Annotated in this window: 15 protein-coding genes; 7 read left to right on the top strand and 8 right to left on the bottom strand. The window is 71.4% G+C overall.

All coding sequences use genetic code 11. The features are described from left to right. Positions 1-60 precede the first annotated feature (60 nt). On the bottom strand, positions 61-885 hold the full coding sequence (locus tag AC507J_RS22340) for a SigB/SigF/SigG family RNA polymerase sigma factor (protein ID WP_496291124.1): 825 nt from the start codon (positions 883-885) through the stop codon (positions 61-63). 294 nt (positions 886-1,179) lie between these two features. On the opposite strand from AC507J_RS22340, the gene AC507J_RS22335 reads away from it, so the two are divergent. After that, a complete protein-coding gene (locus tag AC507J_RS22335) occupies positions 1,180-1,932 on the top strand; it encodes a hypothetical protein (protein ID WP_496291123.1) in 753 nt (250 codons plus the stop codon). Here AC507J_RS22335 and AC507J_RS22330 read toward each other — a convergent pair. Further along, positions 1,861-3,447: a phospholipase D family protein gene (locus AC507J_RS22330; protein ID WP_496291122.1), complete on the bottom strand. Its 1,587-nt coding sequence runs from the start codon at positions 3,445-3,447 to the stop codon at positions 1,861-1,863. The two genes, AC507J_RS22335 and AC507J_RS22330, sit on opposite strands and share 72 nt — an antisense overlap. 127 nt (positions 3,448-3,574) lie before the next feature. Between AC507J_RS22330 and AC507J_RS22325 the strand changes: the two genes are divergently transcribed. Next, entirely contained in the window at positions 3,575-3,703 is a 129-nt protein-coding gene (locus AC507J_RS22325; protein WP_341720239.1) for a hypothetical protein, read from the top strand. Between the two features lie 82 nt (positions 3,704-3,785). Here the strand turns inward: AC507J_RS22325 and AC507J_RS22320 are convergent, their stop codons facing one another. The 4 genes from AC507J_RS22320 to AC507J_RS22305 all read right to left on the bottom strand — a co-directional run bounded on the left by AC507J_RS22320 (position 3,786) and on the right by AC507J_RS22305 (position 7,536). Beyond that, on the bottom strand, positions 3,786-4,775 hold the full coding sequence (locus tag AC507J_RS22320; RefSeq protein ID WP_496291121.1) for a pirin family protein: 990 nt from the start codon (positions 4,773-4,775) through the stop codon (positions 3,786-3,788). Between the two features lie 11 nt (positions 4,776-4,786). After that, positions 4,787-5,287 (bottom strand): MarR family winged helix-turn-helix transcriptional regulator, encoded by a 501-nt coding sequence (locus AC507J_RS22315; RefSeq protein WP_496291120.1) that lies wholly within the window; start codon positions 5,285-5,287, stop codon positions 4,787-4,789. A gap of 172 nt (positions 5,288-5,459) precedes the next feature. Next, a complete protein-coding gene (locus AC507J_RS22310; protein ID WP_496291119.1) occupies positions 5,460-6,047 on the bottom strand; it encodes a YflT domain-containing protein in 588 nt (195 codons plus the stop codon). A gap of 106 nt (positions 6,048-6,153) precedes the next feature. Further along, positions 6,154-7,536 (bottom strand): glycoside hydrolase family 6 protein, encoded by a 1,383-nt coding sequence (locus AC507J_RS22305; protein ID WP_496291118.1) that lies wholly within the window; start codon positions 7,534-7,536, stop codon positions 6,154-6,156. A gap of 180 nt (positions 7,537-7,716) precedes the next feature. Between AC507J_RS22305 and AC507J_RS22300 the strand changes: the two genes are divergently transcribed. Then, a complete protein-coding gene (locus tag AC507J_RS22300) occupies positions 7,717-8,655 on the top strand; it encodes an NAD(P)/FAD-dependent oxidoreductase (RefSeq protein WP_496291185.1) in 939 nt (312 codons plus the stop codon). Positions 8,656-8,696: 41 nt separating this feature from the next. On the opposite strand, the gene AC507J_RS22295 is transcribed toward AC507J_RS22300, so the two are convergent. Continuing rightward, on the bottom strand, positions 8,697-10,823 hold the full coding sequence (locus AC507J_RS22295; RefSeq protein ID WP_496291117.1) for an ATP-binding SpoIIE family protein phosphatase: 2,127 nt from the start codon (positions 10,821-10,823) through the stop codon (positions 8,697-8,699). Between the two features lie 190 nt (positions 10,824-11,013). Here AC507J_RS22295 and AC507J_RS22290 point away from each other — a divergent pair, with 190 nt between their 5' ends. Next, entirely contained in the window at positions 11,014-11,856 is an 843-nt protein-coding gene (locus AC507J_RS22290; RefSeq protein ID WP_496291116.1) for a mechanosensitive ion channel family protein, read from the top strand. Between the two features lie 66 nt (positions 11,857-11,922). On the opposite strand, the gene AC507J_RS22285 is transcribed toward AC507J_RS22290, so the two are convergent. Further along, positions 11,923-12,297 carry a DUF6401 family natural product biosynthesis protein gene (locus AC507J_RS22285; RefSeq protein ID WP_496291115.1) on the bottom strand — a complete coding sequence of 125 codons (375 nt, stop codon included), beginning with the start codon at positions 12,295-12,297 and terminating at the stop codon, positions 11,923-11,925. Between the two features lie 161 nt (positions 12,298-12,458). Between AC507J_RS22285 and AC507J_RS22280 the strand changes: the two genes are divergently transcribed. From AC507J_RS22280 to AC507J_RS22270, 3 genes are all read left to right on the top strand, one after another. Continuing rightward, positions 12,459-12,914: a hypothetical protein gene (locus AC507J_RS22280; RefSeq protein WP_496291114.1), complete on the top strand. Its 456-nt coding sequence runs from the start codon at positions 12,459-12,461 to the stop codon at positions 12,912-12,914. A 223-nt stretch (positions 12,915-13,137) separates the two neighbouring features. Continuing rightward, complete coding sequence (locus AC507J_RS22275) at positions 13,138-14,490, top strand: hemolysin family protein (protein ID WP_496291113.1); 1,353 nt, start codon at positions 13,138-13,140, stop codon at positions 14,488-14,490. Further along, on the top strand, positions 14,487-15,521 hold the full coding sequence (locus AC507J_RS22270; RefSeq protein WP_496291112.1) for a hemolysin family protein: 1,035 nt from the start codon (positions 14,487-14,489) through the stop codon (positions 15,519-15,521). The genes AC507J_RS22275 and AC507J_RS22270 overlap by 4 nt, the downstream gene beginning before the upstream one ends. Positions 15,522-15,670: the final 149 nt, after the last annotated feature.

Here is a 15,670-nt window from a genome sequence, read left to right as displayed (position 1 = left end):
CCGACCGGAGACACGACGGTGGCCGGGTCCTGCCGGACCCGGCCACCGTCGCCACCCCCTCTAGTAAGTGCCGTCGAGCTGGCCGCGCAGCTTGGTCAGTGCCCGGGCCAGTAGCCGGGACACGTGCATCTGCGAGACACCGATCTGCTCGGCGATCTGCGACTGGGTCAGGTTGCCGTAGAACCGCAGCGTCAGAATCTTCTGCTCGCGCTCGTCAAGCGTGGCCAGCGCGGGGCCCAGGGCCACCCGCAGCTCGGCCAGCTCGAACTCGCTGTCCTCGCCGCCGAGCATGTCGCCGAGTTCGGTCGCCCGGTCCCCGTCGCCGGTCGGCGTGGACAGCGACACCGCGTTGTAGGCGCGGGCACCTTCCAGGCCCTCCAGCACCTCTTCCTCGGTCAGCTTGAGGTGGGCGGCGATGTCGGCCACCGTCGGCGAGCGGCCCAGGGTCTGGAGCAGCGAGCTGTTGGCGTCGGAGATGGCCAGCCGCAGCTCCTGCAACCGCCGGGGAACCCGGATGTCCCAGGTGCGGTCCCGGAAGTGGCGCTTCAGCTCGCCGATGATGGTGGGGATCGCGTAGCCGGCGAAGTCGACCCCACGGGTGGGGTCGAACTTGTCGATGGCCTTGATCAGGCCGACGGCCGCGGTCTGGGCCAGGTCGTCGGTGGGCTCGCCGCGCCCGCTGTAGCGGTGTGCGAGGTGGTTGGCCAGCGGCAGCCAGGCCTCGATCGCCCGGTCGCGCAGGGCGGCGCGGGACGGGTGCCCGGCCGGCAGTGCGGCCATCGCGTTCAGCAACTCGGTGGCGCTGTCGGAGAGCGCCCGCGGGTCGAGCTTCGGTGCCGCGGTCGTCGAGGCGGTCGCCGCCTCGCTGATCGTTTGCGCGGTCATGGTGGTCCTCCCTGCACCTCGTCCGCGGATAAAGACGTGACGCTTTGGTTTAGTGGTGTTAGCCGTTCGGAAGTCACCATAGCCTGATCGTCTCCCAGAAATCTAGCCGAACGGACGATGTACTTAAGTTATTTTAAATCACAAAAGCGACAAAAGCGGATCCACGGCGGCGGCCGAGCTGTCCGCAGGTGGCGGTTTCGGGCAACTGCCGGCCCGCGGACTGTCGTCTTTCCGTCGTTGTCCCGTGAGCGGGACTGCCCGTAGCGTCACGGTGGACCCCTACCCGGAGGCGCTGTGCTCGACCCTGCCGTTCCCCAGCTCGTGGTCAACTGCCGCACCCTCTACTTCAGCTGGTTACCGGCGGACCCGGAGGCGGTGGCGGCGCTGGTCCCGGCCGGGCTGCGGCCCCAGGCGGACCGGCAGGTCTTCATGAACCAGTACGTCGTCGACGACGAGAGCCAGACCAGCGGCTTCGGCTCGTACTCGCTGGCCTACCTCGGGGTGACCCTGGTCGGCGCGGACGCTCCCGACGGGGTGACCCCGGGCGGCTGGTGGACGCACTACGTGACCTCCAGTGAGCGCGTCCGCGACTACGCCCTCGCCCGTGGCGCCCCCGCCCTGTCCGGCCGCACCACAATCGACGTCCAGCGCGACCGGGTGGCCACCGAGACCGGCATCGACGGTGTGCCGGTGATCCGGACGCAGGTGCGGATCGGTGACACCGGGCACGCCGTGCACAACGGCCACCACCGCTACCTCACCGCGCTGCACGGTCAGCTGGTCAGCAGCATCTATCCGGTCGTCGCCGAACCGGTCAACCCGTTCGAGATCGAGTCCGTGGAGTTCCTCGATCCGGAACACCCGATCTACGCCCTGCGGCCGGAGAACCCGCTCACCATCGCCTGGGGTTACTACGCGCCCCGCTCGTCCTTCGCGTACCCCGGTGGGCTGACCGTCCTGGGTGAGCTGAAGCCGTCACCAGCTGCGGGCGCGCCGGGCCCGCAGCGGCCGGCCGTCGGGATCGTAGACCAGCCGATAGGCCGGTAGGGCCCACGCCCGGGTCAACCGGGACAGCCGCTCGGCGCGGTGCGGGCGCAGTCGGCCGGGCGGGCGCGGACCGACCCGGCCACCCTCGTGCCAGCGCTGCAACGCCTCGGCCGACGCGCAGACCGCGCCGACCGCCTGGTCCGGGTCGATCAGGTCGGCGTCGCCGCCGGCCGGATCGCGTTCCAGGTGTTCCCGCAGCAGGCGCAGCCGCAGGTCCCGGGCGAAGACCCGGGCGCCGTCGCCGCGCCCGGCCGGGTCGACCGGGGCGCGCTCGTCCCGGGTCTCGTCGAGCACCGCGCAGGACAGCTCGCTGTCGTGCGTCCAGGAGCGCCGGTTGAAGTTGTCGCTGCCCACGCTGGCCCAGACGTCGTCGACCACGCACACCTTGGCGTGTACGTAGACCGGGGTGCCGGTGTGGTTCTCCACGTCGAACACGTGCACCCGCCGGGGCGCGGCCTGCTCACACAGCGCCAGGGCCTGTTCCCGACCGACCATGTTCGGCGGCAGCGCCAGCCGCCCGTCCACGTCGGGATGGCGGGGCACCACCGCCACCAGGTGCAGCTCGGGATTGTCGCGCAACGCCGCCGCGAAAAGGTCGGCCACCTCGGCCGACCAGAGGTACTGGTCCTCCAGGTAGATCAGCCGGCGGGCCCGGCGTACCGCCTTGGTGTAGCCCCGGGCCACGGTCCGCTCGCCGTCCGGGGCGAAGGAGTACCTCGGCCGTACCGCCGGATAGGTGCGCAGGACCTGCACGTGATGCGGACCGCAGGGCGGCGGGTCGGCCGGCCGCTCCGGCAGCGGCCCGGGACTGAGGTCCGCGCCGCGTAGCCGGTCCCGCAGGTAGGCCAGCGGGTTCTCCGAGTCCAACGGCATCGGGTCCGTCCACCGTTCCCGGAACGAGGTGTCCAGCGCGCCGACCGCCGGGCCACGCACGGCGAGCTGCACGTCGTGCCAGGGCGGGCGGTCGCCGTACCGGGCCGACATGCGTACCGCCTGGGGGTCGCCCTGGTGGTCGGCGTCGTCCCGCCGGCTGTGGCAGAGGTCGATGCCGCCGACGAAGGCGACATCCCGCTCGGGTTCGGCCGGTCGGCGCAGCACCACCAGCTTCTGATGATGCGACCCGCCCCGGCGGACGCGCTGGTCGAGCAGTACCTCTCCACCGGCGGCGGAGACGGCCTCGCTGAGGCTGCGGTTCTCCTGGTGGCTGTAGGAGAGCACGTCGAGGTGGGACCGCCAGATCAGCCCCTTGACCACCACACCGCGCTGCGCGGCGCGGGCCAGCAGCTGGGCAACGGTCGGGCCGTCCGGGCGTAGCCGCTCGTCCGGGTCTCCCCGCCAGTCGGTGAAGAAGATCTGGTCACCGGCGTCGAGCGCGCTGACCTCATCGACAAGCCGGTCGAAGTACGTGGCTCCGTGAATCAGTGGCTCGACGAGGTTTCCGCTGGACCAGACGGGTAACTCAGAGGCCGGGTTGGCACGTTCCGGTGCCGTGAGGAACCACTCTCGCAGCGCCAACGTTGCTGCCCTCCCCAGATCGACCAGGTACGCACGACACGACCCCTTGGGCCGGATCCGGACATCGGCGGCTCGCGCCGACGAACGCGCCGCCCGACCCATACCCGAGTAGCGAGGAGGCCACACCATGCCCGGCGAAACGACGAACTCCGTCACCGAGCACCGCGAGCAGGCGGTGGAGAGCGAGCGGGGGGCGCTGTTGGCCGTACTGGTGATGGTCCTGCTCGGCGTGGCCGGCATCTTCGCCGTCTCCTGATTCGCCGTCTCCTGATGGACGCGGCGGGACAACCGGCGCGAGCCCCCCGGCCGGGGCCGGAGGGCTCGCTTGACGGATCGGGTCAGGGACGGTCGCCCTGGCCGTCGGTGTGCGGCAGCCGCTCCGCCGGAATCACCCCGAGCCGGCCGGCCTGGAAGTCCTCGAAGGCCTGGATCAGCTCGTCCCGGGTGTTCATCACGAACGGGCCGTAGTGCGCCACCGGCTCCCGGATCGGCTGGCCGCCCATGATGTAGAGGTCCAGGGCCGGGGTCCGGCTGTCCTGCCGGGCGTTGGCCCGCAACCGCAGTGCGTCGCCCGGACCGTGCACCGCGAGCTGGCCGGTGCGTACGCCGCGCCCGTTCGAGCCGACCGTGCCGCGACCACCCAGCACGTAGACCAGGGCGTTGAAGTCCGGTCGCCAGGGCAGATCGACCTGCGCACCGGGCTCGACCGTCACGTGCGCGACGGTGATCGGGGTGTGCGTGGAGCCCGGCCCCCGGTGCCCGGCGATCTCACCGGCGATCACCCGGATCAGCGCGCCGCCGTCCGGCGTGGTGAGCAGCGCCGCCTGATTGCCGCGGATGTCCTGGTATTTCGGCGGACTCATCTTGGCCGCCTTCGGCAGGTTGACCCAGAGCTGGGTGCCGTGGAACAGGCCGCCACTTACCACCAGGTGCTCCGGCGGCGCCTCGATGTGGAGCAGGCCACTGCCGGCCGTCATCCACTGCGTGTCGCCGTTGGTGATGGTGCCGCCGCCACCGTGGGTGTCCTGGTGCTCGAAGACCCCGTCGATGATGTACGTGACGGTCTCGAAGCCCCGGTGCGGGTGCCAGCTGGTGCCCTTCGGCTCGCCCGGCGCGTAGTCCACCTCGCCCATCTGGTCGAGGTGGATGAACGGGTCGAGTTCGCTCGTCGGCACCCCGGCGAAGGCCCGGCGCACCGGGAAGCCCTCACCCTCGAAGCCGCTGGGTGCGGTGGTGAGCCGCCGGACCGGCCGGATGGCGGTGGTGGACTCGTCGAGCCGGGGCAGCCGGGGCAGGACGAGGACGTTGTCGACGGTGATGGCGGGCATCGGGGTGCTCCTTAACTAGCTGTCGCTGGGGGCGACGCGAGGGCGGCTTCGGTGTTGCGGTCGGCGCCCTGTAGCCGCCGGCCGAGCCGGGTGAAGATCCTGTCCAGGCAGGCGACCTCGGCATCGTCGAGATCGTCCATGAGGTGGCTGCGTACCGAGTGCAGGTGATGTGGGGCGGCCTCGCGAAGGGCCAACAGCCCGGCGGCGGTGAGCACCGCCTCGCTGCCCCGACCGTCCTGCGGACAGGGCTCCTTGGCGACCAGGCCGCGCCGCTGCATGGTCGAGATCTGGTAGGTCAGCCGGCTGGGGGAGAAGACCAGGCGGCCGGCCAGCTCGCCCATCCGTAGCCGTTGCCCCGGCGCCTCGGAGAGCAGGACGAGCACGTGGTAGTCGGCGAAGCTCAGCTCGCTGGTGACGCGCAGGTCGTCCTCCAGCCGGGTGAACAACCGTTGGCTGGCCTCGATGTAGGCCCGCCAGGCGGTCAGGCGGGCGCTGCTCAGGCTCTCGGTCATGGGCCGAGAGTAGCACGGTATTCAAAATTTGAACAACAGCCGCATGCTGCTGCCGGATGCGCCACAGCGACTAGCCGAGAAGGCAGTTGTGAAGCATTGAAAGGACCGGCCCGCCGCCGCGCCACCGAGGGACCTGCCGGTCAGCTGCGGCGGCGCGGCGAGCCTGGCGTGCTCAGCCCGCCGCCTGGGGCGTACGGCCGCCCACCTGCAACCGGCCCAGCAGCTGACGGGCCTGTTCGGCGAAGTCCGCCTCGACTGTGACCGCGTACTGGCTGGCGCGCAGCGAACTGGCGGAGGTGAAGTCGCGCTTCCCGCCGGTCATCGCGTGCGCCACGGCACCGAAGACGGCTCCCCAGATCGCGCCGATGACCAGGCCGGCGAGGACCACCGCCAGCCAGTTTCCGACGGTGAAGATGCCGAACAGCAGCCCGATGAAGAGACCGAACCAGGCACCCGTGCCGGCGCCGATCAGCGTCGCGCGGCCGGTGCTCAACCGGCCCAGCACGGTCTCCACCAGGGTCAGGTCGGTGCCGACGATGGCGGTCCGCTCCACCGGGAACCGGTTGTCGGCCAGGTAGTCCACCACGCGCTGGGCGGACGGGTAGTCCGGGTACGCGCCGATCGTCACGGTCGGTGGCCCGGACGGCGGTCCGTGACCGTCGGCACCCGGTGCGGCGACTCGACCGCCCGGCCCCGAAGGGAGTGTGCCCCCACCGGTCACCCCGGGCTGCCACGCCGGAGGATTCGACTGCCCACTCATCTTCTCCCCCTCCTGCTCGTTCTCCCCCGCGTTCCCCGAGACCCTGGTGCGAAACGGCCCTCGACGGGGCGTCCGCGGCCCAGGATCCCGGGGACGGGGGAACGGCCTAGGAGCAGGCGGTGCTGTTCAGGGTGAAGGAGGTGGGAGTGGCGAGGTTGCTGCCGGTGAAGGTGCCCTGGAATCCGACGGAGATGGTTCCGCCGCTGGGGACGTTGCCGTTCCAGGCGACGTTGCGCACCTGGATCCGGTCGCCCGACTGACTCCAGTCACCGTTCCAGCCGTTGCTGAGGCGTACCCCGGAGCCGACCGTGAAGGCGAGCGTCCAGCTGGTGAGCGCCGAAGCGCGGTTGGTCGCCCGGATCTCGGCGGTGAAGCCACCGGTCCACACGTTCGGGGTCCAGGTCACCGAGCAGCCGCCGGTGGGCGGGTTGGACGTCGGCGGCGTGCTGGTGGGCGGAGTGGTCGTCGGCGGGGTGCTGGTCGGCGGGGTCGTCGTCGGCGGAGCGGTGGTCGGCACCGGGCCGGCCGCGACAGCCAGGTCGTACGCCCGCTGCGGCACGAACTGGCCGGCCGCGGCGATGCAGCCGTCCGCCTCGCCCGGCAGCTTGATCCAGAGGAAGGCGTCGATGGCAGAGTCGCCGGTGGCGGTGGTGCTCGGCGTGCCGATCGCCCGCCCCGGCGGGTCGCACCACTCGGCACCGGCCGGACCGTTGCCGTTGCGGCTGGTGTCGATGACCGCCTTCAGCCGGGAGATGCCGGTCGCGGCGATGATCTGCTTGGCGTACGAGACCTCGTCGGCGGTGCGCCGGTAGTTCGACACGTTCACCGAGATGCCGTCGGCGCTGTTGGCGATGTCGGCGGCGTTGAGCCGGGCGGCGGCCTCACCGGCGGCCAGCCACCCGCCGTGGCCGATGTCGAAGTAGACCTTCGCGGCTGACGAGCCGCGCTTGAGCGCCTTGCCGGCGTACGCCATCGAGGCCCGCACCTCGGCCTGCTGGCTGGCGTTCATGCAGCTGGTCATGATGGGGAGCACGTCCGGCTCCAGGATGATGCTGGCCGGGCGCCCCGCGAGACCCGCGGCGACCTGGTCCACCCACTGCCGGTAGGCGGTGTGGTTCGGCGCGCCGCCTGCGCTGTGGTTGCTGCAGTCCCGGTTGGGGATGTTGTAGACCACCAGGATCGGGATCTTGCCGGCGGCGGCGGCCGCACCGACGAAGGAGTCCACCTCGCCGCGTACCGTCGAGGTGTTGGTGGTGGTGTACCAGCGAGCCTGCGGGACGCTGGCGATCCGGTCCCGGATCACGGCGGTCTTCGAATCGTTCGGGTTGGCCGCCACCCAACGGGCGGCGCTTGTGTTCGGGTCGACGTAGAAGGCGGAGTCGGCGGCCGCGGCGGGAGTCGGCCGCAGCGCGCCCACGCCGACCGTGGCGGCGACGGTGATGGCCGTCGCCACCGCGCCGACCACGGCGAACGTGCTTCGGGTTCTCATGATCTACTCCTCGGGAACATCGAAGAATTTGCGTGGAAGCGCTCCCACGTTTCCGCCAAGGTACGGGCCGGTTGCCAGGTTGTGAAGACCTTCCGGAAGTTCCCGCCGTCGATGGCCTGGCGCCGGCAGTCGACGCGGACGGGCACCTACGATCGTCCGATGGGTCCGGACCGGGCGGGTGTGGTGGTGATCGGCGCTGGCATCGCCGGTGTGGCGTGTGCGGGGGAGCTACGGCGTGCCGGGGTGCCGGTGGAGATCCGCGAGCGGGCCCGGGTCGCCGGCGGTCGGATGGCCACGAAGCGCTTCGACGGCCGCCCCGCCGACCTTGGCGCCGCCTACCTGACCGTGAGTGACCCGGATTTCGCCGAGATCGTGCGCGACTGGCAGGACGCCGGACTGGCCCGCGAGTGGACCGACACCTTCGTCGCGTACAGCGCGGGGGGACGGCGCGAGGTCACCGGGCCGATGCGCTGGGCGGCCCCGCGTGGCCTGCGTTCCCTGGTCGAGCAGATGGCCCGCGACCTGCCGGTGGTGGTGGACCGGCTGGTCCTCGGAGTCGAGCCGGGGCCGGCGGTGCAGGGCCGACCGTACGAGGCGGTCGTGCTGGCGATGCCCGGGCCGCAGGCCGCCCTGCTGCTCGACCCGGCGCTCGCCGCCGCCACCGAGGCGATCGCGCGGCAGCGGTGGTCACCGACGTTGGCGGCCGTGCTGCGTTTTCCGGCCCGCCGATGGCCGGACTTCCGGGGTGCCTTCGTGAACGACCACCCGCTGCTCAGCACCGTCTGCGACGACGGGGACCGGCGTGGCGACGGCGCTCCCGTCCTGGTCGCGCACACCACGCCGGAGTTCGCCGCCGGCCATCTCGCCCAACCCACCGCCGCCGCTCCAGCCGTGGAGGCGGCCGTCCGAGACCTGTTCGCCCTGCCCGACCCGGCGGTACATGTGCACGTGCACCGCTGGACCTACGCCAAGCCCGTCGGCGGCGGCTCGGGCGCGGGCTTCCACCTCGACGACGACGGGATCGGGTTGGCCGGGGACGCGTTCGGCGAACCCCGGGTGCAGACCGCCTGGCGCTCCGGGCGGGACCTCGGCCGTGCCCTCGCCCGCCGCCTCACCTGACGCCGGAGCCCGCTCCGCCAGCCGGCGGCCGGGACCGGCGGTCACTCCACCGGAAGCAGGATCTCGAACCAGACCGTCGAGCCGCGCACGGTGGGATCGGTGCCCCAGGCGTCGCTCAGCTCCTCGATCAGGCCCAGCCCCCGACCGCGACTGCTCAACGTGTCGGTGCGGGCCCGGGTGACCGTGCCCCGCGAACCGGAGTCGGCGACCGAGACGAGCAGGCGCTCAGGGCTCAGGTCGATCTCCACCCGGGCCGCCGTACCGGCGTGCAACAGGGCATTTGTGGTCAGCTCGCTGGTGCACAGCACCGCCGCACCGATCACCGACTCGGCCACCCCCCACTCGTTGAGCTGGGCGGTCATCCAGTGCCGGACCCGGCTCGGCGCGGTCGGCTCGGCCGGTACCTCCATCCGGGCCGACCGGCTCGGCCGCAGCGCGTACTCGACGGCCAGCACGGCCACGTCGTCCTCGGTCGCCCCCGGCACCGCGGCGCTGGCCGTCGCGCACAACGCCCGGGGATCGCCGCTGTGCGCGGTGGCCACCGACTCCGCGAGGCGGGCCAGGCCGTGCGAGAGACCCTGCCGCCGCCGCTCCACCACACCGTCACTGAACAGCAGCAACGTGTCGCCGGGGGTGAACGCGACGGTACGGGTCCCGGGGCGGTAGCCGACCCCGAGCGGTGCGCCGGGCACCACGTCGAGGTACTCGGCGCTCGGCGGGCCCGACGGCGGGCAGCGCCGCAGCAGCGCCGCCGGGTGACCGGCGCTGGCCAGGGTCAGCTCCTCCCGGTCGACGTCGATGACGCCGAACACCACGGTGACGAAGAGCTCGTACGTGCCGGCCTCGGTGCCCAGGCTGGTGACCAGGCGGTCGAGCCCGGCGAGGACCTGGTCGGGGCGGGGGTCGTTGAGCGCCAGCGCCCGCAACGCGGCGCGCACCTGGCCCATCCGGGCGGCGGCCTGCACGTCGTGTCCGGCGACGTCGCCGAGTACCACCCCGAGGTTGCCGGTGGGCAGCACGAAGGCGTCGTAGAAGTCGCCGCCCGCGGCGTTGCCGTCGACGCCCGGGTCGTACCGCGCCGCGACCCGCAGTCGGGGCAGCACCGGCAGGTTCTCCGGCAGCATGCTGCGCTGTAACAGCTGGGCCGTACCGTGCTGGGTCTCGAAGCGGCGGGCCCGCTCGGTGGCCTGCCCGATCAGTTCGGCCGATGCCGCCAGCAGCGCCCGCTCCGGGGCGGACCAGGTGTGCGCGGTGCGGTAGCCGACGGTCAGGCCGCCGCGGACCACGGACGCCCGCAGCGGCACCGCGGCGAGGGCCCGGACCTTCTGGTCGTGCCGGTCGACGGCGATGTCGCGCAGCGGCTGGCCGTCCTCCACGAAAGTGGCCCGTCCGGTGCGGGCGCTGACCACCGCCGGGGCCTGCCAGTCCGTCGCACCGCGCCGCCACAGCGGGGGAAGCCGCTCATCGGCCTCGTCCACCAGCTCACCCCGGACCCGCCGGACCATCCGCCAGCCACCGCCGCCGCCCTCGTCGACGGCGAGCGAGACCCGGTCGGCGTCGAACGAGGTGAGCGCGTAACGCAGCGCGACCCGCGCCACGTCGTCCAGGGTGAGGGTGCCGGAGAGCGCCGCGGCGAAGTCGCTGAGCCCCTGCAACTGCCGGGTGGCCGGGTTGGTCTCGGCGACGACGGAGAGCACACCGGCGATCCGGCCCCGGCTGTCCCGGACGGGGGAGCAGGCCCGGATGTAGACGGCCTGATCGAGGTCGCCGACGTCGCGACGCAGCGGGAGGGGAACCGCGCGATCCAGGAAGGGCTTGCCGGTGTGATAGGTGTGCTCGACGACGTCACCGACGCCCGGGCTGCGCCACACCTCCGCGAAGACCTCGGCGGCGGGACACCCGACGGCCTGCGGATGCTTGTCACCGATCAGCTCGGCGTACGCGTCGTTGTAGAGCAGCCGCAGATCGTCGCCGAGGTGCAGGGCCATCGGGGCGGGCGAGGCGAGCACGATCTCGACCGCGGCGCGGACGGCGGTGTCCCAGGACTCGGGCGGGCCGAGCGCCGTGCCGACCCACGGGTGCCGGCCGACGAGCAGCGTCGCGCCCGAGGCCGACTCGCCCGGCAGGGGGCCTGCTGGCGTGGGGACTCGCCCGACCGTTCCTGGCATGACCGCAGCCTAACCCGACCCGTTCACCTGGCGTTTCCGATCATGGTCCGATCCGCCGAGGTCGAGACAAAAGGCCAGGTCAGGGCCGTTCTGTTGCGGCCTGTCCGAGAAAAAGTAGGGGACCGGCGCGGCGTGCTGTCCCGGCGTTGGGGTAAGCGCGCGGGGCAAACCATGCGACAGGAGGGACATCATGCCGGAGACCCTTGCGGCCAGGCAGGTCGACATCGGTACCGCCGTGGCCGACATGTGGCGCTCGGTGCTGCTGTTCGTGCCGAGGGCCATCGCGTTCATCGCGATCCTGGTGATCGGGTGGCTCATCGCCAGAGCCGTGCTCAAAATCGTGGACACCGTCCTGGAACGGGTGGGGTTCGACCGGGCGGTCGAACGGGGTGGCATCAAGCGGGCACTGGAACGGACCAAGTACGACGCCAGTGACATCCTGGCGAAGCTTGCGTACTACGCCGTGCTGCTGTTCACGCTGCAGTTCGCCTTCGGCGTCTGGGGCCCGAACGCCATCAGCAACCTGATCGCGGGCGTGGTGGCCTGGCTGCCGCGCGCCTTCGTCGCGATCGTGATCGTGGTGATCGCCTTCGCGATCGCCAACGCGGTGCGCGACATCGTCAGCGGGGCGCTGGGCGGCCTGTCGTACGGCAAGGTGCTGGCCGACCTGACGGCGTTCTTCATCATCGCGCTGGGCGTGATCGCCGCGCTGAACCAGGTGGGTATCGCCACCACCGTGACCACACCCGTGCTGGTCGCGGTGCTCGCCACGGTGGCCGGCATCCTGATCGTCGGGGTCGGTGGTGGTCTGGTCCGGCCGATGCAGAACCGCTGGGAGGGCTGGCTGCACCGGATCGCCGAGGAGTCGCGTGCGGTCCGGGAACAGCAGCAGGGCGCCGCAGCCGGTCGCAGCGACATGCAACGGCAGATGGCCGACCGGGCGGGTGCCGAACCCGGCCGGGAGATGGCCGGCGGGCGGGGCACCTACCAGTCCGGGAACATGGGCGACCAGCCCCAGCAGTACCGTCAGTGACGGGCCTGGCCCAGGTCCGCGCGACAGGGGACGGGTGTCCGCCGGCTGGCGGGCGCCCGTCCGTCGTCACAGTGGGGGTGGCTGCGGCGTCGGCGTGTCCAGGCTGACGGTCAGCGCGCAGACCGCGACCAGGCGTACCAGCACCCAGTCCGCCTCCGGCCAGTCCACCGGGTCGGTGGGCGGCTGCCAGCCGTGTTCGTGGGCGACGGACCGGATCCCCTCGGCGTAACCGGCGAGGGCCGCAGCGGTCAGCGGCCGTCGGTCGCCGTGCAGGCTCTCCCGTACCGCGGCGGCATGCTGGTCGACCGCGGCGCGCAGGCCCGGCAGGCGGGTGGTGGCGGCGAGCCCGTCGAGGCCCACCGAGTTGGCGAGCGCCACCAGGGTGGAGCGCGTCGAGTCGACGGCGGTGGGGGCGGAAACCCGGTTCGACGGCACGCGCATGGGGAACGAATCTAGCCAACCCGTACCGGTCGTGACCTCGGCCGCTCGGCTGGTAAGGGTCGTCCGCCGGTCGCGCCGCGGCTGACCGGCGGGATCGAGCCGGTACGGACCGGACAGCGGAACAGGTCAGACCGGGACATGGCCGGCATCGGGAGGTACGCATGGACCCGTCCACCACCGACGGACCGGACGAGCGGCACCGGCGACCCGCCGGGGTGTCCGACGACACGGTGGCGGCGCTGGGCAAGCTCAGCGAGGCCCTGGAGTGTGTCGAGCGGGCGCGCGGCCATCTCTACTCGCTGCACCAGCTCATCGGGCACGCCGACCTCATGCTCGACGACGCGGTACGGATGTTCCGCGAAGCCGGACACCCGGCGATCGCCGACCGGATCACCGACGAGCTGATCGGGCGTAACGTCATCGCCGGCCGGTGGACGTTCCAGATCGTCGAGGACTTTGACGACGGTTACCACACGCTCTTCCGCGATGTGGACCGGGCGGCCCGCGAGCAGCTGGTGGGCGGTCGGCGGCACCTCTACGAGGCGGAGATGAAGGAACGCCGCCGGACCCGGGGTCGGCCCGGTCACGAGGCCCGTCCGGCGACGCCCGCTGGTTGACACGCCGAAGGGCAGTGCCTCGGGAGCCGCTCGACGAGGACTGTCCCTCCAGCTCGGCGTGCTCCCGGTGGCCTGAGCGCGCTGCGCCCTCCGGGCTTCAGCGTTCTCCCAGCGTGGTGAACTATCCTCCGCAGGATTATGGATGATCTTCCTCATCATAGTCCGTGGCCCCTCGTCGTTCCGGTCGCTCGCACGCTGACCGCCGTACGGCAGGGGCTGATCGATGTCTGAGTGGGCCCTGTTGGGGATCGGTCTGCTCCTCACCGTGGGCACCGGCATGTTTGTCGCCTCCGAGTTCGCGCTGGTCAATCTCGATCGCGGTGACCTCGAAGCGCGTCAGGCCAGGGGCGAGAAGCGACTCGGTCCCACGATCGCCGCGCTGAAGATCACCTCTACCCATCTGTCCAGCGCGCAGCTCGGCATCTCGCTGACCACCCTGCTCACCGGTTACACCTTCGAGCCGGCGGTGAGCTCGCTGCTGGCCGGCCCGCTTGGCGATCTCGGGGTGCCGCAGAGCGCGGTGCCCGCAGTGGGCACGATCGTCGGCATCCTGCTGGCGACACTCTTCTCCATGGTGATCGGGGAGCTGGTGCCGAAGAACTTCGCACTCGCGGTACCGCGCCAGACGGCGAAGTTCGTGGTGCCGTTCCAAGCCCTGTTCACCACCGTCCTGAAGCCGGTGATCCTGCTGTTCAACAACACCGCCAACGCGGTGATCCGGGCATTCGGCATCGAGCCGAAGGAGGAGTTGTCCGGGGCCCGCAGTGCCGAGGAACTCAGCTCCCTGCTGCGGCACTCGGCGCGCGCCGGTGTCCTCGACCAGGGCCACGCCACGCTGCTGGACCGTACCCTGAGCTTCTCCCGACGCGACGCCGCCGACGTGATGACTCCCCGGGTGCGGATGACGGCGGTCGAGTCCTCGGCCACGGCCGCCGAGATCGTCGCGCGGGCCATCGCCACCGGGCTGTCCCGGTTCCCGGTGACCGGCCGGGACGTGGACGACATCATCGGGGTGCTGCACGTCAAACACGCCTTCGCGATCCCGCCCGAGGCACGCCCAGGGGTGCGGGCGAGTGATCTCGTCGTCGAACCGGCCCGGGTGCCGGAGGCGATGCACCTGGACGTGCTGCTGCCGATGTTGCGCGGCAAGGGTCTGCAGATCGCGGTCGTCTATGACGAGCACGGGGGTACGGCCGGGATCGTGACCCTGGAGGACCTGGTCGAGGAGATCATCGGCGATCTGGAGGACGAGCACGACCGGGCCCGTACGGTCGTGCTGCGCCGGGGCCGGTCGGTCTACTTCGATGCGGCCCTGCGGCCCGACGAGCTGTTCGAGCGGGCCAGGATCGTCGTTCCGGAGGACGACGAGTACGACACCGTGGCCGGCTTCATCACCGCCCGCCTCAAACGGTTCCCGAAGGTGGGTGACGAGGTCGCGATCGACGGCGGCTCGTTGCGCGTCGAACATCTGAACGGCCCCCAGGCCGATCGGGTCCGGTTCCTCCCCAACGAGGAGGCCGACAGTTCCGGGGCCGGCCGCCCGGCCGGTGGTCGGGTGGCGGAGAAGATCCAATGAGCGAGTACCTGCCAGGGATCATCTGGCTCTTCGTCCTGTTGGTCGTCAATGCGTTCTTCGTCGGCGCGGAGTTCGCGGTGATCTCCGCCCGTCGCTCCCAGATCGAGCCGAAGGCCCAGTCCGGCAGTCGAGCCGCCCAGACCACCCTCTGGGCGATGGAGCACGCCACCCTGATGCTGGCCACCAGTCAGCTCGGCATCACGGTGTGCTCGCTGCTCATCCTGAACGTCTCGGAACCGGCGATCCATCACCTGTTGGAAATCCCGCTGGCGAACACGCCACTCTCGCCCGACATGGTCACCGTGCTGGCGTTCGTCGTCGCGCTTGTGCTCGTCACGTTCCTGCACGTGGTGTTCGGTGAGATGGTGCCGAAGAACATCTCCTTCTCGGTGCCGACCCGGGCCGCGCTGGTCCTCGCCCCGCCGTTGGTACTTGTCGCCCGCGTCTTCAAACCGGTCATCTGGAGCCTGAACGGGATCGCCAACGGGATTCTGCGGCTGTTCCGGGTGACGCCCAAGGACGAGGCCACGAGCACGTACACGCTGGACGAGGTGGCCACGATCGTGGCGCAGTCGACCAGGGAGGGGGTACTCGTCGACGGCTCCGGCACGCTTACCGCAGCCGTCGAGTTCACCGCGAAGACCGTCGGTGACGTGGAGGTTCCGCTGGGTGAACTGGTCACGCTGCCGGCGACGGTGACGCCTGCCGACATCCAGCGGGCCGTTGCCGAACACGGCTACTCCCGCTATTTGGTGACCGAGAACGGGGAACCAAGCGGATATCTGCACATCAAGGACGTCATGGACCTGGCCGGTGATGCCTATGACAAGGCCGTACCGGCCAAACGGGTTCGCCGCCTCGCGGCTGTCCGCCGCGACAGCGAGTTGGAGGACGCCCTCGCCCTGATCCGCAGGAGCGGTGCCCACCTCGCCCGGGTCTTCGACGAGCGGGCCGGTACCACAGGCGTCATCTTCCTTGAAGACATCGTCGAGGAACTGGTCGGCGAGGTCCAGGACGCCACCACCCGCTGATCCATCCGCTGTCCTGTGCCGGGGCCTCAGGGTGCCGGCACAGGACGGTCGGCGCTCGTCGGAGGAGGCGGCGCTAGTCGGTGGAGGCGGCGCTGGCCGGTGGAGGCGGCGCTGGCCGGTGGAGGCGGCGCTGGCCGGTGGAGGCGGCG

The organism is Micromonospora sp. PRAS1 (assembly GCF_059553435.1).
Note: the sequence above shows the minus strand (reverse complement) of the source record. Positions and strands in the feature narration are given on the sequence as shown.